The sequence below is a fragment of the Acinetobacter rathckeae genome, assembly GCF_015627125.1.
In the GTDB taxonomy this organism is placed as follows: Bacteria; Pseudomonadota; Gammaproteobacteria; order Pseudomonadales; family Moraxellaceae; genus Acinetobacter; species Acinetobacter rathckeae.
This window is the reverse complement of record NZ_VTDO01000003.1, coordinates 119,713-140,570: the sequence shown is the minus strand read 5'-3', so window position 1 is coordinate 140,570 and position 20,858 is coordinate 119,713. Positions and strand designations below refer to the sequence as shown.

General features: G+C 40.4%; 24 protein-coding genes. 14 read left to right on the top strand and 10 right to left on the bottom strand.

The window, feature by feature from the left end; genetic code table 11:
• Positions 1–359: 359 nt before the first annotated feature.
• Positions 360–1,250 (top strand): amino acid ABC transporter substrate-binding protein, encoded by an 891-nt coding sequence (locus I2F31_RS06300; protein ID WP_195769441.1) that lies wholly within the window; start codon positions 360–362, stop codon positions 1,248–1,250.
• A gap of 99 nt (positions 1,251–1,349) precedes the next feature.
• On the opposite strand, the gene I2F31_RS06295 is transcribed toward I2F31_RS06300, so the two are convergent.
• Positions 1,350–2,129 (bottom strand): hypothetical protein, encoded by a 780-nt coding sequence (locus I2F31_RS06295; protein ID WP_195769440.1) that lies wholly within the window; start codon positions 2,127–2,129, stop codon positions 1,350–1,352.
• A gap of 155 nt (positions 2,130–2,284) precedes the next feature.
• Between I2F31_RS06295 and tusA the strand changes: the two genes are divergently transcribed.
• On the top strand, positions 2,285–2,545 hold the full coding sequence (tusA, locus tag I2F31_RS06290) for a sulfurtransferase TusA (RefSeq protein ID WP_195769439.1): 261 nt from the start codon (positions 2,285–2,287) through the stop codon (positions 2,543–2,545).
• 38 nt (positions 2,546–2,583) lie between these two features.
• Here the strand turns inward: tusA and I2F31_RS06285 are convergent, their stop codons facing one another.
• Positions 2,584–4,296 (bottom strand): electron transfer flavoprotein-ubiquinone oxidoreductase, encoded by a 1,713-nt coding sequence (locus tag I2F31_RS06285; RefSeq protein WP_195773642.1) that lies wholly within the window; start codon positions 4,294–4,296, stop codon positions 2,584–2,586.
• 166 nt (positions 4,297–4,462) lie between these two features.
• On the opposite strand from I2F31_RS06285, the gene I2F31_RS06280 reads away from it, so the two are divergent.
• The 5 genes from I2F31_RS06280 to I2F31_RS06260 all read left to right on the top strand — a co-directional run bounded on the left by I2F31_RS06280 (position 4,463) and on the right by I2F31_RS06260 (position 8,834).
• The gene (locus tag I2F31_RS06280; RefSeq protein WP_195773641.1) at positions 4,463–5,074 is read left to right on the top strand and encodes a DUF1285 domain-containing protein; all 612 of its coding nucleotides are present in this window, start codon (positions 4,463–4,465) and stop codon (positions 5,072–5,074) included.
• Between the two features lie 54 nt (positions 5,075–5,128).
• The gene (murI, locus tag I2F31_RS06275) at positions 5,129–5,974 is read left to right on the top strand and encodes a glutamate racemase (protein ID WP_407647866.1); all 846 of its coding nucleotides are present in this window, start codon (positions 5,129–5,131) and stop codon (positions 5,972–5,974) included.
• A 68-nt stretch (positions 5,975–6,042) separates the two neighbouring features.
• Positions 6,043–7,038 (top strand): DUF4062 domain-containing protein, encoded by a 996-nt coding sequence (locus I2F31_RS06270; RefSeq protein ID WP_195773640.1) that lies wholly within the window; start codon positions 6,043–6,045, stop codon positions 7,036–7,038.
• A gap of 121 nt (positions 7,039–7,159) precedes the next feature.
• Positions 7,160–8,182, top strand: coding sequence for a ferrochelatase (gene hemH / locus I2F31_RS06265; RefSeq protein ID WP_195769434.1), 1,023 nt, complete (start codon positions 7,160–7,162; stop codon positions 8,180–8,182).
• Between the two features lie 10 nt (positions 8,183–8,192).
• On the top strand, positions 8,193–8,834 hold the full coding sequence (locus I2F31_RS06260; protein ID WP_195769433.1) for an MBL fold metallo-hydrolase: 642 nt from the start codon (positions 8,193–8,195) through the stop codon (positions 8,832–8,834).
• Here I2F31_RS06260 and I2F31_RS06255 read toward each other — a convergent pair.
• Positions 8,831–9,010, bottom strand: a complete 180-nt coding sequence (locus I2F31_RS06255) for a DNA gyrase inhibitor YacG (protein ID WP_195769432.1) — start codon at positions 9,008–9,010, stop codon at positions 8,831–8,833. The genes I2F31_RS06260 and I2F31_RS06255 overlap by 4 nt on opposite strands.
• Positions 9,011–9,094: 84 nt before the next feature.
• Between I2F31_RS06255 and I2F31_RS06250 the strand changes: the two genes are divergently transcribed.
• The 4 genes from I2F31_RS06250 (at position 9,095) to crcB (ending at position 12,698) form a co-directional block, all read left to right on the top strand.
• Positions 9,095–9,727 carry a class I SAM-dependent methyltransferase gene (locus I2F31_RS06250; protein WP_195769478.1) on the top strand — a complete coding sequence of 211 codons (633 nt, stop codon included), beginning with the start codon at positions 9,095–9,097 and terminating at the stop codon, positions 9,725–9,727.
• Complete coding sequence (locus I2F31_RS06245; protein WP_195769431.1) at positions 9,724–10,929, top strand: TIGR03862 family flavoprotein; 1,206 nt, start codon at positions 9,724–9,726, stop codon at positions 10,927–10,929. The genes I2F31_RS06250 and I2F31_RS06245 overlap by 4 nt, the downstream gene beginning before the upstream one ends.
• A 55-nt stretch (positions 10,930–10,984) precedes the next feature.
• The gene (locus tag I2F31_RS06240; RefSeq protein ID WP_195769430.1) at positions 10,985–12,247 is read left to right on the top strand and encodes a glycosyltransferase; all 1,263 of its coding nucleotides are present in this window, start codon (positions 10,985–10,987) and stop codon (positions 12,245–12,247) included.
• 70 nt (positions 12,248–12,317) lie between these two features.
• The gene (crcB, locus tag I2F31_RS06235) at positions 12,318–12,698 is read left to right on the top strand and encodes a fluoride efflux transporter CrcB (protein ID WP_195769429.1); all 381 of its coding nucleotides are present in this window, start codon (positions 12,318–12,320) and stop codon (positions 12,696–12,698) included.
• Positions 12,699–12,737: 39 nt separating this feature from the next.
• Here crcB and I2F31_RS06230 read toward each other — a convergent pair whose 3' ends face one another.
• The 6 genes from I2F31_RS06230 to rsgA all read right to left on the bottom strand — a co-directional run bounded on the left by I2F31_RS06230 (position 12,738) and on the right by rsgA (position 16,898).
• Positions 12,738–13,070: a HopJ type III effector protein gene (locus tag I2F31_RS06230; protein ID WP_195769428.1), complete on the bottom strand. Its 333-nt coding sequence runs from the start codon at positions 13,068–13,070 to the stop codon at positions 12,738–12,740.
• A gap of 85 nt (positions 13,071–13,155) precedes the next feature.
• Positions 13,156–14,445, bottom strand: coding sequence for an AarF/ABC1/UbiB kinase family protein (locus tag I2F31_RS06225; protein ID WP_195773639.1), 1,290 nt, complete (start codon positions 14,443–14,445; stop codon positions 13,156–13,158).
• 135 nt (positions 14,446–14,580) lie between these two features.
• A complete protein-coding gene (secB, locus tag I2F31_RS06220) occupies positions 14,581–15,039 on the bottom strand; it encodes a protein-export chaperone SecB (RefSeq protein WP_195769426.1) in 459 nt (152 codons plus the stop codon).
• Between the two features lie 27 nt (positions 15,040–15,066).
• A complete protein-coding gene (grxC, locus tag I2F31_RS06215; RefSeq protein WP_213014824.1) occupies positions 15,067–15,321 on the bottom strand; it encodes a glutaredoxin 3 in 255 nt (84 codons plus the stop codon).
• A 16-nt stretch (positions 15,322–15,337) separates the two neighbouring features.
• On the bottom strand, positions 15,338–15,745 hold the full coding sequence (locus I2F31_RS06210) for a rhodanese-like domain-containing protein (RefSeq protein ID WP_195769425.1): 408 nt from the start codon (positions 15,743–15,745) through the stop codon (positions 15,338–15,340).
• Positions 15,746–15,836: 91 nt separating this feature from the next.
• Positions 15,837–16,898 carry a small ribosomal subunit biogenesis GTPase RsgA gene (gene rsgA / locus I2F31_RS06205; RefSeq protein WP_195773638.1) on the bottom strand — a complete coding sequence of 354 codons (1,062 nt, stop codon included), beginning with the start codon at positions 16,896–16,898 and terminating at the stop codon, positions 15,837–15,839.
• Between the two features lie 120 nt (positions 16,899–17,018).
• On the opposite strand from rsgA, the gene orn reads away from it, so the two are divergent.
• From orn to I2F31_RS06190, 3 genes are all read left to right on the top strand, one after another.
• Positions 17,019–17,573 (top strand): oligoribonuclease, encoded by a 555-nt coding sequence (gene orn, locus I2F31_RS06200; protein WP_195769423.1) that lies wholly within the window; start codon positions 17,019–17,021, stop codon positions 17,571–17,573.
• Between the two features lie 139 nt (positions 17,574–17,712).
• Positions 17,713–18,444, top strand: a complete 732-nt coding sequence (locus I2F31_RS06195) for a Bax inhibitor-1/YccA family protein (RefSeq protein WP_195769422.1) — start codon at positions 17,713–17,715, stop codon at positions 18,442–18,444.
• A 167-nt stretch (positions 18,445–18,611) separates the two neighbouring features.
• Positions 18,612–19,415: an enoyl-ACP reductase FabI gene (locus I2F31_RS06190; RefSeq protein ID WP_195773636.1), complete on the top strand. Its 804-nt coding sequence runs from the start codon at positions 18,612–18,614 to the stop codon at positions 19,413–19,415.
• A 49-nt stretch (positions 19,416–19,464) separates the two neighbouring features.
• Here I2F31_RS06190 and I2F31_RS06185 read toward each other — a convergent pair whose 3' ends face one another.
• Positions 19,465–20,856 carry an efflux transporter outer membrane subunit gene (locus tag I2F31_RS06185; protein ID WP_195769420.1) on the bottom strand — a complete coding sequence of 464 codons (1,392 nt, stop codon included), beginning with the start codon at positions 20,854–20,856 and terminating at the stop codon, positions 19,465–19,467.
• Positions 20,857–20,858 lie beyond the last annotated feature (2 nt).

Here is a 20,858-nt window from a genome sequence, read left to right as displayed (position 1 = left end):
TGATACATTTTGCATTTATTTTTACTAATGTGATTTTTATTTTGCTTTTGATGGGGTGTACGGTCGATTATATTAAAATAGGATTTATTTTAAGTATTTAACAAAACGCAAGTTATGTTGGGCTAACCAAAGGGGCTAATTATTCAAAAAGGAACATCATTGGCATAGTCTGTGTGCATGTTCAATACGCTTTAGATTGACTTGTTTAAAGCCAAGAGACTGTGAATAAAACTCATATAGATAAAATAAAAAGTGAGTATAACCATCAATTTATGAGGGATATTTTTTGGGTGAGTAGGTGTTGAGCTGTTTTAAACAACATACTTGACTCTATGTCTTGATCAATTTAGGTAATAAAAATGAAGCATCTATATCTATTTACAGTTGTTATGTCATGTGGTTTTTTTGGAGGAATTTCACAGACGTATGCAACAGATACATTAACAAAAATTAAAGAACGTGGGGCAATTGTAATAGGGCACCGTGATTCGTCTATTCCAATGTCATATACAGCAAATGGTCAGGTGTTAGGCTATGCTATTGATGTCTGTAAAAGTGTTGTAGATGTGATTAAAGCAGAGCATCATTTACCTGATTTGCGGGTAGAGTACCAAGTGGTGAATGCAAAAAAACGCATGTCAGATTTAAATGATGGCAAGATTGATATGGAATGTGGTTCGACCATACATACCATGTTTCGTCAAAAGCAAGTCGACTTCTCAATCAATTACTTTGTTTCAGAAGTGCGAATGTTAGTCAGAGCCAATTCAGGTCTGAGAAGTTTTGCTGATTTAAATGGTCGAACGGTGGTGACCACAGAAGGTGTAACGGCTGATAAGTATATTAAACAAAATGCCAAAGGTGCACAAATTGATGTAAAGCATGTCTATGGTCAAGATGATGCTGAATCTTTTGCTATTTTTGAGTTGGGGCAGGCAGATGCATTTATTCTGGATGAAAATGCATTGGTTGGTTTTATACATCAATCAGTGCGCCCTAAGCGTTTTGAGGTGGTTGGGCCAGTATTATCTGTAGGGCCATATGGCGTGATGTTTGCTAAAGATGATGCTCGGATGAAACTACTTGTTGATCGTGTCATTATATCTATGTGGACATCTGGTCAAATGGATAAACTGTATAAAAAGTGGTTTTTATCAGCGATACCTCCACAGAGCCTTCCTTTGAATTTACCAAAAAGTGAGTCTTTTAAACGCTTAGAAGCACATCCTAATGATTCTGGTGTAATTTAATTGAGTAGAAGGATCAGCGAAGATCTGATCCTAGATATTTCTGCGTTACCAATAGGGTGCTAATTTTTAGTTTTTGATGATGTGAAATATATACTCTATTTAAAGGGCTAAAAAGCCTTTGATCCATGCCCACGTGAGTACAGAGGCAAGTACGCCTAAAAACATACACACTTTCATGACTAGGGGGAGATCTTTCCAACGTGCTTGTGCATAGCCATGACGATATAGTATTTCTGGCTTATTCATTCCTGTAATGAGGCTACCAATGCCCAAAATAAATCCACAAGGTGCAATCAGCGAAAAAATCCAGACCTTGTGGATTGTGCCATAGTAGATGGTGTAACAAAGATAACTACAGACAGCGATGAGTACAGCACCAATCATTCTGCTTTTTAAACGGTCTTGAGCAAACATTTGAGCGATTTCTGCTTCATTCACAACGGTATGTGTTTTCTCAATATCGGGCACAGTTTGTTGTAAGTTTTTAATGGCATTGTAGAGTGCCAGAGATTTTTTAAATGTTTTGAAGCTGTAGTAAACCAAAAATACAAAGAGAAGGGCAACAAAGCCCATATACCAAAAGTTAGAGATCGCCACAGCAGTCATAATAATGGTTAATAGACTACAGCTAAACATCATAATGACCGAGCCAATTGTGCTGATGCGTTGCTGTATTAATACAAATCGTTTTCGGGTGGAGAACTGACTAGAATCTACACCATAAGGTAGCCTTCCTAAAAATGTATCAATGATGAAGTCAAAGCTATTGTCGGTACGCTGAACGCCTACGCCGTGTTGAACAATGTCTTGTAGTGCTTCTATTTCATCTGCATATTGAATTTCAGTCTGTTTCGGAGTGAATGCTGTGTGGTTATTCATATGATTATCACTATTTTAATTTTGAATATATAATAACCTAGATAAGTGTGATGTAAATATCATTTCCTAAGGCTATTATTTTGTCTGTTTGATGCTTTTATACCAATATAGCCTTTGTGATAAAATCATTTTTATTTAGGTGGTCAAGAAAAGTCATGTCTGATTCGGCAACAACGGTACATATTCAACTAGATACCAAAGGGTTGTATTGCCCAGACCCTATTATGATGCTCAGACAAGCCATTCGTAAGTTAAATGTGGGGGAGGTGGTGGAAGTGATTGCGACAGATCCATCGACTTCATGGGATATTCCACGTTTTTGTGTGCATATGAATCATGAGTTATTGTTGCAAGAGCAAATGATGTCTGAGCAACAAAAAAAGCAATACCGCTATTTGGTGAAAAAAGGTGGATAAAACATCGGCCATAAATGCATTATGGCCGAAGTGTTGACTTACATGTTTGGATAGTTTGGCCCACCGCCACCTTCAGGTGTTACCCAAGTAATGTTTTGTGATGGGTCTTTAATATCACAGGTTTTACAGTGTACGCAGTTGGTGGCATTAATTTGAAAACGTGGGGCTTGGTTTTCTTCTTCCACAATTTCATATACCCCCGCAGGGCAGTAACGCTGTGCAGGTTCGTCCCATTTTGGCAAGTTCACTGCTACAGGAATATCTGCATCGGTCAGTTTTAAATGGGAGGGCTGATTTTCTTCATGCACCGTGTTTGAAATAAATACCGATGATAAGCGGTCAAAGGTCAGTACGCCATCTGCTTTTGGATAGGTTGGTTTGAAATTAACTGCATCTGTGGTTTTCAGTGCAGAAAAATCTTCCACACGGTCGTGTAATGTAAAGGGTACTTTAAAGACATTTTGGTCAATAAAGTTAAATGCACCACCGAGGAATGTCCCAAACTTATGCATGGCAGGGCCAAAGTTACGGCTATTGTAGAGTTCTTCTTTTAGCCAACTTTGATCAAACTTTTCTGTATAGGCAACGGTTTCTTTAATGAAGTGGTCTTCGCCTTCCGTGACACGTGCAATCGCCAGCTCACCCCCTTGGGCCACACCTTGAGCAATGGCTTCAAACACAGCTTCAGCACACAGCATGCCTGATTTCATGGCAGTATGTGAGCCTTTGATTTTTGCAAAGTTTAGAAAACCTGCGTCATCACCAATGAGGCAACCACCTGCAAATGTGAGTTTTGGTAAGGCATTGAAGCCACCTTTGACCACAGCACGTGCGCCATAAGACACTCGTTTGCCACCCTCTAGAAATTGCTTAATTAGCGGGTGGGTTTTCCAACGTTGCATTTCCATAAATGGGTACATGTGTGGATTTTGGTAAGATAAATCAACAATCATACCCAAAGTCACTTGGTTGTTTTCTGCGTGATATAACCACCAGCCACCAGACGATCCAGTTTCAGTCAAAGGCCAACCTGCACCGTGCATCACCAAACCTTCTTGATGTTTTGCAGGGTCAATATCCCAAAGTTCTTTAATACCAATGCCGTAATGTTGTGGGTCGGCATCTTGATCTAAGTTGAATTTTTTAATCAGTTGTTTACCTAAGCTACCGCGACACCCTTCGGCAAATAAAGTATATTTTGCATGAAGTTCATAACCTGGGGTAAAGTTTGCTGTGGGTTCGCCATCTTTACCTACACCCATGTCACCTGTTTGAATGCCTTTGACTGTGCCATCTTCATGGTACAAAATATCTGATGCGGCAAAGCCAGGAAATACAGCTACTTCAAGCTCTTCGGCTTTTTCACCGAGCCAACGTACCACATTGCCTAAAGACACAATATAGTTGCCTTGGTTGTGCATGGTCTTTGGTACAAAAGCATGTGGCATTTCTTGATGCTTTTGTTCCGACATTAAGAAGTAGGTTTTATCTTGTGTAACCGCCACGTTTAATGGGGCATTTTCTTCTTTCCAGTTGGGGAAAAGTTCATCTAATGCACGTGGTTCAAGCACAGCACCCGATAAAATGTGTGCCCCCACTTCAGAGCCTTTTTCTACGACACATACGCTTAAATCAGGTAAATCGTTTTCAATTGCTAGCTGACGAATTTTAATGGCTGCAGACAGTCCCGCAGGGCCTGCACCAACAATAACAACGTCAAACTCCATCGATTCACGTTCGATGTGTTCCATGTAGGACTCCTCATATTTTTAAAGGTGGCCACCAAATCATTCAATTATGGCGCTGCCATGAGTATTTTGCATAGTGCCTAGACCACAATGCATGTTGTGGCTCATTTTGGGTTACTATAGCGGTAAACATAGCTCTATATTTTCTGTCAAATGAGGCATAAAAGCGATGGTAAATGACGAAATTTGCCCTGATTTGTGTAAGAAAAATACACATATGGCCAATAAATTGGTGCAAATAGCAGAGCATGCCCCAAACTTAGGCGCTATTTTAGCACATACAGATATTCCACCACTACATACATGGCAACCCAAATATTGTGGTGAAATGGATTTATGCATTCGTGCCGATGGTACATGGTGGCACGAAGGGCAACAGATGCAGCGTGAGGCTTTGGTGCGACAGTTCTCGCGTATTTTATGCAAGGAAGACTCAACATACTTTTTAAAAACGCCTGTGGAAAAAATTGCCATAGATGTCCAAGATGCGCCATTACAGATTGCAAGAGTGGAACAGGTTGAGCACGACCATCAGTCTTTTTTATATTTTTATACCACTGATGGCGACTGTGTTTTATTAGATGCGAAGCATGCTGTTTTTATGAAAAATTATGATGGGCAGGACAGGCCGTATATTTGGGTGCGTTACAGTTTGCATGCATGTATTCCACGTGCAGTTTTTTTACATTTGGTCGATTATGGTGAGTTACAGCAGAAGCAAAATGACGAAACGGTTTTGCTACTGCAAAGTGGTGATTTTTGTTTGCATTTAACCGCATGAGGTTTAATATCTAGCCTATCTTGCTTTTGCCATTTTATTTTAATTATGAACAGTGTGTCTTCTGTTTTAGCGTCTGCTTCACCACAAGCACCCATTGGTGTATTTGACTCAGGGGTGGGGGGATTATCTGTGGTACATGAAATTTGCCAACATTTGCCCGATGAGCAAATCATTTATTTGGCAGATACCGCCAATGTACCGTATGGTGTAAAAACAGATGAAGAAATTAGAGAATTAACGGCCACAGCTGTAGAGTGGTTGTACCAAAAAGGCTGTAAAATTGCGGTGGTGGCATGTAATACAGCCTCTGCGTTTAGCTTAGATTTTTTACGACAAAAATATGGTGAACATTTCCCAATCATTGGGCTTGTGCCTGCACTTAAACCCGCAGTTCTAAATACACAAAGTAAGAAAGTTGCGGTGCTTGCCACGCCTGCCACTTTTCGTGGGCAATTAATTAAAGATGTGATTACCTATTTTGCTAAACCGCAAGGGGTAGAGGTGATGGCGGTCACATGCTTAGATCTTGTGCCGATTGTTGAAGCAGGACAACAAAATAGCTTTGCAACACAGCAACTACTGAAACAGATTTTAAGCCCTGTGGTCGCAAGTGGTGCCGATTACTTGGTGCTTGGTTGTACGCATTATCCGTTTTTAAGACACAGTATTGATCAGGTTTTTACCAATCAAATTATTACCGTAGATTCAGGCCAAGCGGTCGCACGGCAAGTGGGGCGTGTTCTGGCACATCAACAAATGAATGCTTTACCTCGTTTAGAGTTACAAGCAAATATCCGCTGTTATTTCACAGGCGGATATACCGTACAAACGGATACCTTATTAAAACAATTATTATCTGAAAAAGTGACTTGGAAAGTTGCAGAATTTATTGCATATTGAGTTAATATTTGTATTTATTTCTAATCAATAGATTTAATGATTATAAATAGCATCAATGAGTCTATTTCATGGTCGACAAGCGCTATCAAGTTTTTATTTCTACATCGGGCTTAGAGATGTCCGAGGCTTATCGGACATTGTGTCAAACTTTGGTACTTATGGGGTATTTCCCATGGGGTGTAGAACAACGTTCATCTAAAACAGCGACACTTGCACGTCGTCAAATTGATGAAAGTGATTATGTGATTTTATTGCTTGGTGCAGACTACGGTATGTTGTCTTCAGCAGGCATGAGCTATATGCAACTTGAATATATTTATGCATTGGCAAGACAAAAACCCGTGATTGCATTTGTATTGGCTGAACCACGAAAAGTGAGTCACTACAGCCAAATGACAGCTGAGATTCAGCAAAAATTTACGTTGTTTCGTCAACAAATTATGCACGATGTACCGTGTGTTTTCGAGTTTGAAGATGCAACAGATTTAGAGCTGAAGGCACGAATACATATGCCTGAAGTGTTGCTACGTTATCCAACACAAGGATGGATTCGTTCATATGGGACTCGGTTATTACAAGATGAAATTCAACGCCTTAGACAGCGTGTAGAAGAGTTAGAGAGCAAGCCTAAGCAACTTTGCCCAGCTACAATGTTAAATTTAAAACCTGTGCAATGTACAGATACGTTCAACTTACAATACCATTTACAGGCTTATGACCAAAATGGTGATCAGTATCGTTTAAAACAAGTCAAAAAATTAACATGGTTAAATATTCTACATATTTTAGCGCAGTGTTTTGCTACACCAAAATCTGAAGCACAATTTGTGTATTGTTTGAACCGTTATTTAGAAAAAGTGGCTTTATCTGATGTGGCGATTTCTCATCCTAATTTAACAGAAGTATCTGAGGTTAATATTACGACGCAGTCTTTACATAGCATAAAGGTTCAAGTGCAAAAAAATGCATGGATTGTACCCGTTGGTCGAGATCATCATCGCTATGTACTTTGGAAAATGACCCCTGCTACGTTGTTTATGCTTGAAAAAATATGTTTTAAATAAATGACTTAATAAAACCATTGTTAATAGCGATGAGTTTAAATAAAAATACAAGTGATGGTTCGGTTTTAATTAAAACCAAAAAGCTTTAAATTACACCTAAGTATAGAAAGCGATTAGAGTCATGATGATAGAAAATAAACCGAAAGTCACTGTCATTCTCGCCAATTTAGGCACACCAGATGCAGCGACTGCACCTGCAGTACGTCAATTTTTAAAAGAGTTTTTATCAGATACACGTGTGATTGAAATTCCTAAAGTGCTTTGGCAAATTATTTTACGGCTATTTATTTTACCTTCTCGCCCAAAACGTGTGGCGGAAGCTTATGCATCGGTGTGGTGGAATGATTCGCCTATGCGTGAAATTATGATGGATCAGGTCAAGCACATTCAGCAAGTGTTACCAGAAAAATATCCTCATCTAGATTTAAATATTGTCCCAGCCATGACCTATGGTAATCCGGGCATGAAAGCGTTACTTCAAGATTTAAATGGTTCAGATACAGACCATATTTTATTGTTCCCATTGTATCCACAGTATTCTGCAACCTCTACAGCTCCTCAATTTGATATGTTGGCGAAATGGTCATTGAAGCAACGTAATATTCCCGGCATCAGTATGATTCGTGATTATTATCAGCACCCGCTATATATTAAAGCGTTGGCTGAAAGTGTACGCCGTTACCGTGCTGAGCATGGCAGTTCAGATAAGTTGTTAATGTCTTTTCATGGTATACCACAGCCTTTTGCAGACAAAGGCGACCCGTACCCTGAACGTTGCCGTAAAACAGCAAAATTGGTGGCAGAAGAGCTCGGTTTAAATGATGAGCAATGGGCAATTAGTTTTCAGTCACGTTTTGGTTTACAAGAGTGGGTTCGACCTTACACAGATGAATTATTGGCTGAGTGGGGTAAAACAGGTGTGAAGTCGGTGCAAATTATGAGCCCTGCCTTTTCAGCCGACTGTTTAGAAACGCTTGAGGAGTTGGCTGTAGAAAATGCAGAAAACTTTAAACACGCAGGCGGTGAGTCATATGCATATATTCCTGCATTAAATACAGATGCCATGCATTTACAATTATTTGAAACGTTACTAGATGCACATTTGACTGCTTTAGATGTAACATTGGCTCAATACACACGTTGAGATATCGCTTATGTTACAGGTTCAGATTATTCCAGTGACCCCATTTGCTCAAAACTGCTCTGTGGTTTGGGAGTCTGACAGTAAAGAAGCAGTGGTGATCGATGCAGGCGGTGATGCAGATAAAATTTGCCATTTTATAGATGAGCAAGGCTTAACTGTAAAAGCCCTGTGGGTAACACATGGTCATTTAGACCACATTGGGGCAGTCGGTGAGCTAGCTAAATTATGGCAAGTGCCTGTGGTCGGGCCACATAAAGAAGATGCATTTTGGATTGACTCATTACAAGAAGTATCTGCAAAATATGGCTTTCCCGTACCAGAGCCAGTCACCATTAATCAATGGTTGGAGGGTGGTGATCAGTTGCAATTGGGTGAGCATGTGTTTGAAGTCCGCTTTGCACCGGGGCATACACCAGGTCATATTATGTTTTATCAAGCATCACACAACTTGCTCTGGGCAGGTGATGTATTATTTAAAGAGTCTGTCGGACGGACAGATTTTCCACAAAGTAGCCATGCTGACTTGATTGCATCAATTCATCGCGAGTGCCTGACTTTACCCGACCATACCCAATTTATTCCCGGTCATGGCCCAATCAGTCATATTGGGCATGAGCGAGCATATAATCCATTTATTCAGCCAAATAATTAATCGCCCTCTGAGCCATGCTCTGCTGTTGGTGAATCTTCAGTGGGTAAGCGGTAAGCATCGCTTGCCCATGCACCAAGGTCTATCAATTTACAACGTTCTGAACAAAATGGCCGAAAGGCATTGTCTTGCCATGTAGAGGGCTCACCGCAACGTGGGCATGGAAAAGTAGTCTGCATAAAAATGATCCTAAACTGTTGGGTTTAAATGTAGGCAAGTGCAGTTCGGCTTGTTAGACTTACGCCAATATTTATTAGTTTGATCTGATTATGCCGATTCGTCAATTTCAAGCACAGCGTATGGTTGCACCACGCCAATTTAAACCGATTGAAAATAAACCTGTAGTGGTTGAAATTGGAGCAGGTAAGGGGAAGCATGCGTTGCTTTTTGCACAGCAGTATCCAGATACAACATTGTATGCCATTGAGCGAACACGTGAAAAGTTTGATGCGATGCAAAAGCAGGTGCTTTTGAACCCAAGTTTACATTTACACCCGATTCATGCTGATGCATTGCCGTGGGTTACTCATGCGTTATACCCGAAACAAGTCAGCACATTTTATATTTTGTATCCAAACCCAGAGCCACATAATGCTACACAGCGTTGGTTAAATATGCCATTTTTTGAATTTTTACTGTCTCGCTTGGCTGAGGGTGGGAAAGTTATTTTAGCCAGTAATATTGTGGAATATATTGCAGAAGCTGAACAGCAGTTATTGCAGGTGTGGAAACTGCCTTATGAAAAACAAACCATTGCTAGTGATTCAGCCCGAACACACTTTGAAGTGAAGTATTTGGCACGTGGCGAGTTGTGTCAGCAGTTGGTAATCACAAAACCTGAGCAGTATCAGACTCGTTTTGATGACTTTCAGCCTTTAAATGGTGTTAATCCATGAGCCAGCAGTCGGTGGCGATCGTTGGTGCAGGGCCTGCGGGGCTCATGGCTGCCGAAGTATTGAGCCAACACGGTTACGCCGTGCATGTATTTGAGCAAATGCCGTCCGCTGCCCGAAAGTTTTTAATGGCAGGTAAAACAGGGCTAAATATTTCACACGCAGAACCAATTGAGCAATTTATTGGGCGTTATGATGCGGCCGACTGGTTAGCACCATGGGTAAAAAAGTACGATGCCAACTGGATTCAAACATGGATGGACGGCCTTGGTATTTCGTCTTATGTGGGGTCTTCAGGGCGAATCTTTCCCGTTGAAATGAAAGCCGCGCCCTTATTACGAGCATGGTTGCAACGTCTGCAGCAACATGGCGTGCAGTTCTATTATAGACACCGTTGTATTGACCTTTCAGGCAATACGTTAACACTACAAACCACACGTGATGAGCAGATCAAACAGCAATCGTTTGATGCGGTTGTTTTGGCATGTGGTGCAATCTCTTGGCAAAAACTTGGCAGTGATGGACGTTGGTTGCAGTGGCTTGATGCAAAACAAGTCACACCCTTTCAGGCCAGTAATGCAGGTGTTGTACGTACATGGTCTGATTATATGCAGCCCATGTTTGGTCAGCCATTAAAAGGCATTCGAGCATGGGTGAGTGCGACAGAAAATGCAGTGACAGGCGATATAGTCATTACGCAATATGGTCTAGAAAGTGGGGTGATATACCGTTTAAACCGTGAGTTACGTGCACAAGCCGTATCATCTAATAAATATACGTTAAGTTTAGATTTACTGCCAAATATATCTTATGAACAGTTATTACACGGCTTAAAACAGCATAAAAAACAATCTTTAAGTAATCGCTTACGCAAAATTGGTTTAGATACCGCCAAGTCTGCACTGTTACGTGAAGTGGTTGATCGAGCGTATTGGCACGATGCAGAAAAAGTGGCGACGTATATTAAGCATTTAAGGATAGACCTCCTTGGCTTTAGACCCATAGATGAAGCGATTAGCTGTGCAGGGGGGATTAAGCAAACCGCTTTAACCGTAGATTTGCAACTCAAAAGCCAACCGAGAGTATTTTGTTGTGGTGAAATGCTCGACTGGGACGCTCCTACAGGCGGTTACTTATTAACAGCATGTTTGGCCAGTGGGCGTGTTGCAGGTCATGGGGTACATGGTTTTTTATCTGATAACTAGCGAAAAAAATCTGATTGTGTCATTTTAATTCTATATTTTATTAGAGTCGTCTGCTGTGGAAAAACAAGTCAGTATTGCTTTAAGCATGATTGTTAAAAATGAAGCGCCTATTATTATTCATACGCTTGAGCACTTGCAAAGCCATTTTAATATTGACACTTGGGTGATTTGTGACACAGGCAGTACAGATCAGACCGTTGCTTTGGTACAAGACTACTTACTGAAACATCAGCTTAAGGGGCAAGTACTCACCCATGTATGGCAAGACTTTGCACATAATCGGAACTTGGCATTAGAGGCTTGCCGTGATCAGGCAGACTATATTTTATTTTGGGATGCTGATGACCGTATAGAAGGGCAGTTGTGTTTGCCGAGTTTGGACTTAGATGCTTATGCATTGAAGTTAAAAGAAGAAAATGGTCTGATTCATTACCGCTATTTATTGGTGCAAAATGATTTAGCATGTATGTGGCATAGTAAGTTACATGAATTTATTGCCTTTGCACCAGATACGAAAACGGCCATGATTATGGGCGATTATCATGTTCGAGTTGGACATTTTGGTGCACGTAGCCAAAATAAAAATAAATACCATGATGATGTGAAACATCTGAGCTTATTTTATGCCCAAGAGCAAGATGTATTTTTAAAAGCCCGTTATGCATATTATTCTGGATTATCTTGTCTTAATATTGTTCAGTATTTGCAGGCCAAACAATGGTTTGAACGCCGTTTGAGTTATACACAAGAGTATCCAAATATTGTCTTTAATATTGATGAAGAGTATGAAAGTTACTTGAAACTGGGTCAAATTGCAGGGCATTTCAAACAGTATGAAGATGCTGTGAGTTACTGGAAAATTGCGATACAACGTTTTACAACACGCTTTGATGCACCTTATGAATTGAGTAAATTATACTTACAACAAGGGCAATATCAGTTGGCCTATGACTACGCACAGCAGGCTAAAGTGATTGTTCAGCAACATTCAACGAGCATGGCATATTATCAGGGGTTTACCATGAGCTATGGGATCGATTTACAGTTGCTTAATGCGTCTTTGGCTTTACAAAAACCGATCTTGGCATATCAGCATATATTGCCTTTACTTGAAAAAAAGCCACTATCTAACCAGTTTTATTGTGATCTAATTACAGTGATTTCACAGCTAAAAATACAATGTGTGGCCGAGCAAGATAAAAATAAACAACAACTTATTTTGTCTTTTTTAACGTTACCTCAGTTTAAAAATAATCATATTCTCAAAGCAAGGCAAAAGCTTTTACAACAATTTAAAGCCGTGATGCCGAAGTTATAATTTCATTTAAGCTCATGTTGTTAGGCTTATGTCTATCACTGGCTTGAAGTATTTAAAAAGGAGGGCAGTTGTGGGTTATTCATTATTAGCCATTGCATGTGGTTCGGTATTGGGCGGTTGGTTGCGTTGGTTCATTGGGTTAAAGTTGAATCAAATTTATCCACAAATTCCGTTAGGTACAGTATGTGTGAATTTAGTGGGTGGGTTTATTATTGGTTTTTTAATTGCTTTTTTTGCACAAAGCCAGCTGAGTGACCAATACAAATTATTTTTAATTACAGGGTTTTGTGGGGGGCTTACCACATTTTCTACGTTTTCTGCAGAAGTGGTTGCTTTGTTACAGCAAGGTCGTTTTAGTACGGCACTGCTTGCAATTAGCATACATGTGGTGGGTGCATTGCTATGTACACTTGCAGGTATGGCCACGTGTCATTATGTCACCGCATCGTAGCACACGGTGACATTAAGCGATTAAATATCAATGCTTGAATTATGCTTTTGCAACGAGAGCTGTTCCTGCAAATGAAACACCATTCCAGCCATGTTGCATAAACTGGCGAATGTTTTGATGGTCTTGGTCATTTGGTGTATTGAGTACGCTTTGGTAGTGTTCTGCAAATAATTTTAAAGTCTGCTCTTGGTCAAGTTGTTGCAGTTTTGCAAAGTATAATACTTTGGCACTGCCTTGATTCTCAGTGGCTGCATTGTTTTGTGAGCCATTTTTAAATGCAGTAGGTGTATGTGTGTAAAGTTCTTCAATATATGCAATCACATCTTTAAACTGAGTGTGTTGTTGGAGCTGTTGTAAAATAAATTCTGCCATGTGTCGACTCATATATACTTAAAAAACGTGTTGATACGTTATCAAGACTCATCATAAAAAGCGAGCCTGTGACTGTTGGATTATTTTATTGCGTGTTTGATGGAACGAGTTCTTCAAAAATATCACTTAAATTGTCATGTACTTTTAAGTGAATTAAGTTCCAGTAGTGTCCTGAAATGGTTCGGTTAATCATCAGTGTATCTGGTGATGGTCTAAATAAATCCCAATATTTAAGTGATTGTTTGACCAATTTTACCCCGTCATGGTGTGCGGAGTTTTCGGCAAAGTCGTAGTTGGTGACCAGTGGGCGCAGTAAAACCTCCAACCATTGTTCATATAGCTCATGAGGAAATAGATTTTTTTCAGTAAGGGCATGTAAAGCAATCAGCTGATTTTCAACTGTGGTTACATCATGTGTTCTAGAGGCTTTTACAAGGGTTTTAAAATGTTGAATGATCTCTGGTGAAACAATTTTTACACCGCCGTAGTCATAGACCACCACTTGCCCATTTTCTCTAAATGAAAAATTACCGGGGTGGGGGTCACAATGAAAACGGCGTAAGTAAAAAATTTCTTGTCCCATGGCTCTAAACAGGCGTTTGCCCAGTTCATTTCTAAGCGGTTGAGACCATGTACTTGCGGTTTGTATATTTTCGCCGTGCTCAAAGCTTAAAGTTAAAATATGTCGGGTAGACAGGTTTTTATAAACCCTTGGAATAATAATATTGGGGTCTATATTGGCATGAAAATAACGGGCAACTTCTAGGTTTTGTGCTTCTATTTCATAGTTTAATTCGTTGTTTAGACTGTCTTGTATTTCATCAAACAGTTGGTCTTGCAGTTGTTTGTCTATTTTGAGTACGCCCATGAGTCGTAGGGCAAGACGGACTTGTTTTAAGTCACTTTCACAGGCTTCATCGACTCCCGGATATTGGACTTTTACCACCACTTCTTCACCGTTATGCAGTTTGGCTTTATGTACTTGACCAATAGAAGCGGCAGCAAATGGTTTTTCGTCAAATGATGAAAAGAGAGTATCTAAGGGTTGAGCAAGTTCTTTTTCAATATAAGGTTGAATGACCTCAAAAGGCATTGCAGGGGCTTGACGCTGTAGTTTTTCAATGGCTTTGCTGACTTCGGGTGGGAAAATGTCTTTGTATTGTGAGGCAATTTGTCCAACCTTCATCACCGCACCTTTCATTTCACCTAAAGTATTGGCAATTTGTAGACCAATATCATGAAACAACTGTTGTTTTGCAGAAGTCTTTTCTGCTTCATTCGATGTGATGTTGCGAATGGTGTTCGATACAGTTTTCGTTGCAATACTTGCTGTCATGGTGGCGAGTTTTAAAAAGCGTTTGCTTGATGATGCCATAGCCAATAGCCTTGTTTTTAACTATGATTTATTCAAAATAATAACGGTGTTGTTGCTAAGCGCCTATCTATTCTTGTTCATTTTTTGTTGTTTAATAAAATGGTGTGGAAAGCGTATTCCACACCATTCAAAAGCTTATGCTTTGCCTTCTGCTTCAGCAGCAGCCATTTGAGCACGTTGTAAGTTTGCTTCAAACTCTGCATCAAAGTTAATTGGCGTAAGGAGTAATTGTGGGAAGCTACCTTTAGTCACTAAATCGTTCACTGCTTCACGTAAGAATGGGAACAAAATATTTGGGCAGTACGCACCTAAAATGTACGGTAGGCGGTCTTCTTCAACGCCATCAACCAAGAAAATACCTGCTTGTGTAACGTCAACAATAAATGCTGTTTCGCCCGCATTTTTTGCTTCTACAACCACTTTTAGAGCCACTTCAAAGTGAGTTTCATCAATTTTATCTGCAGTAGAAGATAGGTTGATGTTTAGCTCAGGTTGCCATTCTTTAGTAAAAACGTGTGCCCCAGGAACTTCAAAAGAAACATCTTTCGTGTATAGACGCTCAAGTGCCAATTGCGGTTGTTGTTCTTCGCTCATTATAAAATCCTTTGTGTAAATAAAAAATTAAGCAACTAAATCGTCAAGTTTACCTTCACGCTCTAGTGCATAAAGTTGATCAAAACCACCAATAAATTGGTCGTTGATAAAAATTTGAGGCACAGTACGGTGATTTGTACGTTGCATCAGTTCAGTACGAACTTCAGGTGCCTCATTGGATAGGTTTACTTCTTTATATTCAATGCCTTTACGTTGTAAAAGTTGTTTGGCACGAACGCAATATGGGCAGACAGTCGTTGAATAAATAACAACGTTTGACATAATTTTCTCCAAAATATTATTTCGGTTTAACCAGCGGCAGGCCTTGAGCTTTCCAATTCGCGACACCACCATCTAAGCGGTAGCTGTCGCTATGGCCGACTTGTGATAATGCTGAACCTGCAACTTGACCTAAGTTACAAATAAATACCAATGGGCGGTCTGCTGTTTTTAATTCTTCAATATGGCTTGTCAGCTTACTGTAAGGAATATTACGGCTACCACTAATATGACCTTCGCGGTAGTCTTTTGCATCTCTTAAATCAATAAGCATCGCATTTTTAGCTTTAACTAAAATACCAAGGGATTGTGCCGAGATTTTGCGGCCGTTGCGTTTACCCTCAACGATAAAAAACGAGACGATAAGAACTGCAAGGACAGCAAACAAAAAGGGGTGATTCCCCATAAATTCGAACCAACGTTCCACAATTCACCTTATAACCATTAAAAATGAGTTTGAGTATAGCTTATATTAATGGTGATCAAAAACCTTGCTTCAAGGGTAATCACCAAGAAATTTAGCTTTTTTGCTGTGCTTCTTGAATTTCATCGCACAGACGTAAAAAACTTTCTAAGCGTCTTGGTAAAATTTCACCCTCTGAAGCGGCTTTTTCTAAAGCACAGTTTTTGGCATGTCTATGTGTGCAGTTTCTAAACTGGCACTGACCAATGAGGGCTGAAATTTCAGGAAAGCCTGAATAAATGGCATCTTCGGTTAAATGCCACAAACCAAATTCACGAATCCCCGGTGAGTCAATCAGGGCACCACTTTGACCAAAGTCAATGAGTCGGGTTGATGTTGTGGTGTGTTGCCCAAGGGCAGAGTTTTCTGAAATGACATTAATTTTTTGAGCAGCATCTGGCAAAATGGCGTTGATCAGAGAGCTTTTTCCAACACCAGACTGCCCCACAAAAGCAACGGTTTCGCCATCAATTCTCTGTGCCAAAGTATTTACTTCGCCATGTGCATGGGTGGTCATGACCTCATAGCCTAGCTGTTGGTACTCTTGTAGCAAATTTTCAATGTGTTGCTGATTACTTGTGATTAAATCTGCTTTATTGAGCACCAATAGCGTTGGAATATTGGCATGTTGGCAGGCCACTAAATAGCGGTCAATGAGCATGGGTGCAGGCTCAGGCAGGACTGCAAATACAATCACAATTAAAGAAATGTTGGCTGCAACAGGTTTGACTTTGTGGTAGCGATCTGGGCGAGTGAGTAAAGATTGTCTTGGGTGAATGGCGGTAATAATACCTAAACCTGTATTGGGGTCGGCCTGCCATGTCACACGGTCACCTGTGACCAATAACTCAAGATTGGTACGGGTATGACAGCGCCACACACTGCCAAGCGTAATGGGTTTCCAAAATGGTTCAGGGTCATCTGGCCCAAGCACAGGTTTTTCAGGATGGACTTCAGGAACAGACAATGCTTTGACTTCAAGTTGACGACCGTAGTGTTGAACCACAAGACCTTCGAGGTCGTTTGAGGTATCTATGTCATCTTGTCGAGATTGGTGTTGTTTATGAATGCGGCGCTTTTGCTGATCGGTTAAACGTCGTTTACGAATGAGAGCCATTCAAACCCTAAAACAAAAATAGATAAACCGCAAAAATAGCATGAAGGCCATGACAATTACAGCCAAGACAGAATAAATTTGCTAATATTAATGTTTACTTAATGAATAAGCATTGATTTCATGAGCAGCACACCACAAACACGGTTGATTTGGATTGACCTTGAAATGACAGGGCTAGATACAGATAACGATAAAATTATCGAAATTGCGACCATTATCACCGATGACAATTTAAATATTCTGGCAGAAGGTCCTGTATTGGCAGTGCATCAGCCTGACACTATTTTAAATGCAATGGATGAGTGGAATACACGTCAACATGGTCAGTCTGGTTTAATTCAGCGTGTACGCCGTAGTACTTTAACCATACGTGATGCCGAACTGCAAACCTTAGAATTTTTGAAAAAATGGGTTGCACCGAAGTCTTCACCAATGTGTGGTAATTCAATTTGCCAAGACCGTCGCTTTATGCACCGTCTAATGCCTGAGCTAGAGCAGTTTTTTCATTATCGTCATTTGGATGTGTCTTCTGTGAAAGAACTAGCGAAACGCTGGCGTCCTGAAATTATGGATGGCTTGAAAAAAGAAGCTTCTCATTTGGCATTAGATGATATTCGAGATTCTATTCGTGAATTAAAGTATTACCGAGAGTATTTTTTCATCACCAATAAGTAATATATAGTTATAAATATGCCCTTGAAGTAAATGTACTTGAGGGCATATACATATATGTGGTTACAAAAACTTTTTGTTCCCACCATGCTTTTGTACTTAAAATATTTAGTATCAACTACAACCTTAGAAGAGTTGAATAATGCAAAGTAATAACCCTATTTTAACGCGTGTGGAAACACATGCCGATTATACACAGCCCATGAGCGTGCAAGGGGCTGTTGGTAAGTCAGTTTTGTTAACCGCTACATCTGCACTGGTAGGTGTTGCTCTATTTTTTTATTGTGCCCTTAACTTTAATGTGGGTATTGCTTATGCTGCCAGCACGGTTGGTGGTATTGGTGGTTTTATCTTGGCGTTGATTATTACTTTTAAGCCAAATACTGCACCGACTTTAGCGATTCCGTATGCTTTATTTGAAGGTGCATTTTTAGGTGGTATTTCGTTTGTATTTCAAGCCAAATACCCTGGTGCGCCACTACAAGCCCTACTGGCAACTTTTGCGACAACATTAGTGATGTTTGGTCTGTACCGTGCCAAAATTATTCGTGCCACTGAAAAGTTTAAAGCCGTTGTACTGTCTGCAACCATTGCGATTGCTTTAGTATTTGTGGTGCAAATGGTGATGAGATTATTGTTTAGCTCATCTATTCCATATGTATTTGAAAGCAATTGGTTGGGTATTGGTTTTGCTGCTTTTGTTGCGGTGATTGCTTCACTCAATTTAATTTTAGATTTTGACTTGATTGAAAGTGCAGCTGCACAACGTGCACCTAAAGCATTTGAATGGACATGTGCTGTTGCGTTATTGGCAACCCTTGTCTGGATGTATGTGTCATTTTTACGTTTGATTGGTTTAACTTCAAACGACTAACTAGACATACCATTGCGTAAAGCCATCTTTATTACTCTAATAAAGGTGGCTTTTTTGTGACTGAGGGCTAAAAAAATAAAAAAAGATGCTTTATGCAATTTATAAATTGCCTCAAACTCGACAAAATAGCATGTATGTATTAAATAACTTTAATGAGAGACCAGCACATGGCACAAGGATTACTCACAGGTAAGCGTTTTTTAGTTGCGGGCGTTGCAAGCAAATTATCTATCGCATACGGTATTGCACAAGCACTTCACCGTGAAGGTGCAGAGCTTGCTTTTACTTACCCAAATGAAAAGTTAAAAAAACGTGTTGATGATTTTGCAGCAAGTTTTGGTTCAACATTGGTATTCCCATGTGATGTATCTGTAGATGGTGAAGTAGATGCCGCATTTGCATCTATTGCAGCCCATTGGGATGGTTTAGATGGCGTGATTCACTCGATTGGTTTTGCACCTGCACACACTTTAGATGGTGACTTTACAGATGTAACTGACCGTGATGGCTTTAAAGTTGCACATGACATTAGTGCATATAGCTTTATTGAAATGGCACGTGCTGCAAAACCACTATTACAAGCTCGCCAAGGCTGCTTACTCACGCTGACTTATCAAGGTTCAGAGCGTGTCATGCCAAATTACAACGTGATGGGTATGGCGAAAGCATCACTTGAAGCAGGTGTACGTTACCTTGCGTCAAGCTTGGGTGCAGACGGTATTCGTGTGAATGCCATTTCAGCAGGGCCAATTCGTACTTTGGCGGCATCTGGGATTAAATCTTTCCGTAAAATGCTTGATGCCAACGAAAAGATTTCACCTTTAAAGCGTAATGTGACCATTGAAGAAGTGGGTAATGCTGCGTTGTTCTTATGCTCGCCGTGGGCTTCAGGTATTACAGGTGAAATCATGTATGTTGATGCAGGCTTCAATACTGTAGGTATGAGCCCTGCGATTATGGATGATGAATAATCAATCCTGATCTAAAAAAAGCGACCATTTGATGGTCGCTTTTTTATGTTTAAGTGGTCGGAATCGGGCGACCACCTAGAGCTTGTATGAGTGTGACATATGCGTTGTACTGGCTTTGTTTTAGATTGACTAAATTTAAGCGGGTATTTCGTGTGTTTTCTTGCTGATCAAGTACATTTTTTAAGGCAACTGCACCATATTTATACTGTATTAAAATCAGTTGTTCTGAGCGTTCGGACAGTGCAAGTGTGTCACTTTGCGCTTGGACTTGGTTTGCCAGTTGTGTTTGATTAGACAAGGCATTTTCAACATCTGCAAAAGCTTGGTATAGCGTTTGTTTGTATTGCAAAATGGCTTTGTCGTATTCAAGTTGACTGACTGCAAGATTATGTTTCATGTCGTTATATTGCAAAAAGGGCAGGCTTAAGTTTGCACCAAGTGTCAAAATTGGGTTTTTAATCAGCTCTGAGAGAGAGGTACTGCTTGTTCCCACATTGCTGGTTAAACTGATAGACGGGTAGTAGCTTGCCCGTGTGGCATTGGTATTTTCAAGGGTTTTACGCAAACGAAGCTCACTGGCTTGTAGGTCGGGTCTACGTGCCAATAATGATGCAGGTAAACCCGCAGTCATGCGTGGCAATGTGGTTTGTGGCAGTTGTTTTGGCTCGGAAATACTTAATTGCTGTACGGGTATGTGTAGCAGTACGGCAAGTGCTGTACGTGTTTCAACCAAGCTTTGCTCAATACGGTTGAGGTTAGCTACTTGGCTTTGTACCGCTTGAGCTGCCTGTGTGGTTTCTAAGCCAGAGACTGCACCCAGTTTGTATTGTGTGTTGACCAATGCATTTAGTTGCTTAGAGTGTGCCAAACTTTGCTGTGCAGTAGTTTTACTTTCGTTCAAATAAGCCAATTGCCAGTACAATTTGGCTGTGGTTGCAATAAGCGCCTGAGCAGTGGCTTGTAAATCTTCGGCACTGGCTTTTGCTTCCCATTCAGCACTTTGAGTTTGGTGGGATAACTTGCCAAATAAGTCGAGCTCATAGCTCACACCCACACTTGCAGATACACCTTGGGCTTGGTTTGAACCATCTTGTAGGGTAAAGCGATGCCCTGTAGATGACGATGCATTGACTCTGAGCCCTTCTTGGCTTTGAGCTAACCCTGCTTTAAGTCGCGCTTGCTGTAGTATCATTCCCGCAATAGCAAGATTATGGTTTTCTTGTATCACTTGCTCAATGAGGTGATTGAGTGAGGTGTCATTAAAAAGCGTCCACCATTGGTCTGGGTAGTTGCTTTGAGGTGTGACTGGGTTGTTGTATGCAAAGGTGGGTGCTATAGCAACTTCAGGTGCTTTGTATGGTGTTTTCACCAATGCACTACAGCCAAACAGTACACCTGACATAACCAATACGCTGGCGAGTGTAGAAAGTTGATGTTTCATGT

Coding starts and splice junctions, on each gene's coding strand:
- I2F31_RS06280 (WP_195773641.1), top strand. CDS start 4,463: ATGGTAAATGACGAAATTTGCCCTGATTTGTGTAAGAAAAATACACAT.
- I2F31_RS06255 (WP_195769432.1), bottom strand. CDS start 9,010: ATGCAGACTACTTTTCCATGCCCACGTTGCGGTGAGCCCTCTACATGG.
- I2F31_RS06245 (WP_195769431.1), top strand. CDS start 9,724: ATGAGCCAGCAGTCGGTGGCGATCGTTGGTGCAGGGCCTGCGGGGCTC.
- tusA (WP_195769439.1), top strand. CDS start 2,285: ATGTCTGATTCGGCAACAACGGTACATATTCAACTAGATACCAAAGGG.
- I2F31_RS06270 (WP_195773640.1), top strand. CDS start 6,043: ATGGTCGACAAGCGCTATCAAGTTTTTATTTCTACATCGGGCTTAGAG.
- I2F31_RS06260 (WP_195769433.1), top strand. CDS start 8,193: ATGTTACAGGTTCAGATTATTCCAGTGACCCCATTTGCTCAAAACTGC.
- hemH (WP_195769434.1), top strand. CDS start 7,160: ATGATGATAGAAAATAAACCGAAAGTCACTGTCATTCTCGCCAATTTA.
- I2F31_RS06230 (WP_195769428.1), bottom strand. CDS start 13,070: ATGGCAGAATTTATTTTACAACAGCTCCAACAACACACTCAGTTTAAA.
- rsgA (WP_195773638.1), bottom strand. CDS start 16,898: ATGGCTCTCATTCGTAAACGACGTTTAACCGATCAGCAAAAGCGCCGC.
- orn (WP_195769423.1), top strand. CDS start 17,019: ATGAGCAGCACACCACAAACACGGTTGATTTGGATTGACCTTGAAATG.
- I2F31_RS06300 (WP_195769441.1), top strand. CDS start 360: ATGAAGCATCTATATCTATTTACAGTTGTTATGTCATGTGGTTTTTTT.
- I2F31_RS06285 (WP_195773642.1), bottom strand. CDS start 4,296: ATGGAACACATCGAACGTGAATCGATGGAGTTTGACGTTGTTATTGTT.
- I2F31_RS06195 (WP_195769422.1), top strand. CDS start 17,713: ATGCAAAGTAATAACCCTATTTTAACGCGTGTGGAAACACATGCCGAT.
- grxC (WP_213014824.1), bottom strand. CDS start 15,321: ATGTCAAACGTTGTTATTTATTCAACGACTGTCTGCCCATATTGCGTT.
- I2F31_RS06225 (WP_195773639.1), bottom strand. CDS start 14,445: ATGGCATCATCAAGCAAACGCTTTTTAAAACTCGCCACCATGACAGCA.
- I2F31_RS06190 (WP_195773636.1), top strand. CDS start 18,612: ATGGCACAAGGATTACTCACAGGTAAGCGTTTTTTAGTTGCGGGCGTT.
- secB (WP_195769426.1), bottom strand. CDS start 15,039: ATGAGCGAAGAACAACAACCGCAATTGGCACTTGAGCGTCTATACACG.
- I2F31_RS06185 (WP_195769420.1), bottom strand. CDS start 20,856: ATGAAACATCAACTTTCTACACTCGCCAGCGTATTGGTTATGTCAGGT.
- I2F31_RS06295 (WP_195769440.1), bottom strand. CDS start 2,129: ATGAATAACCACACAGCATTCACTCCGAAACAGACTGAAATTCAATAT.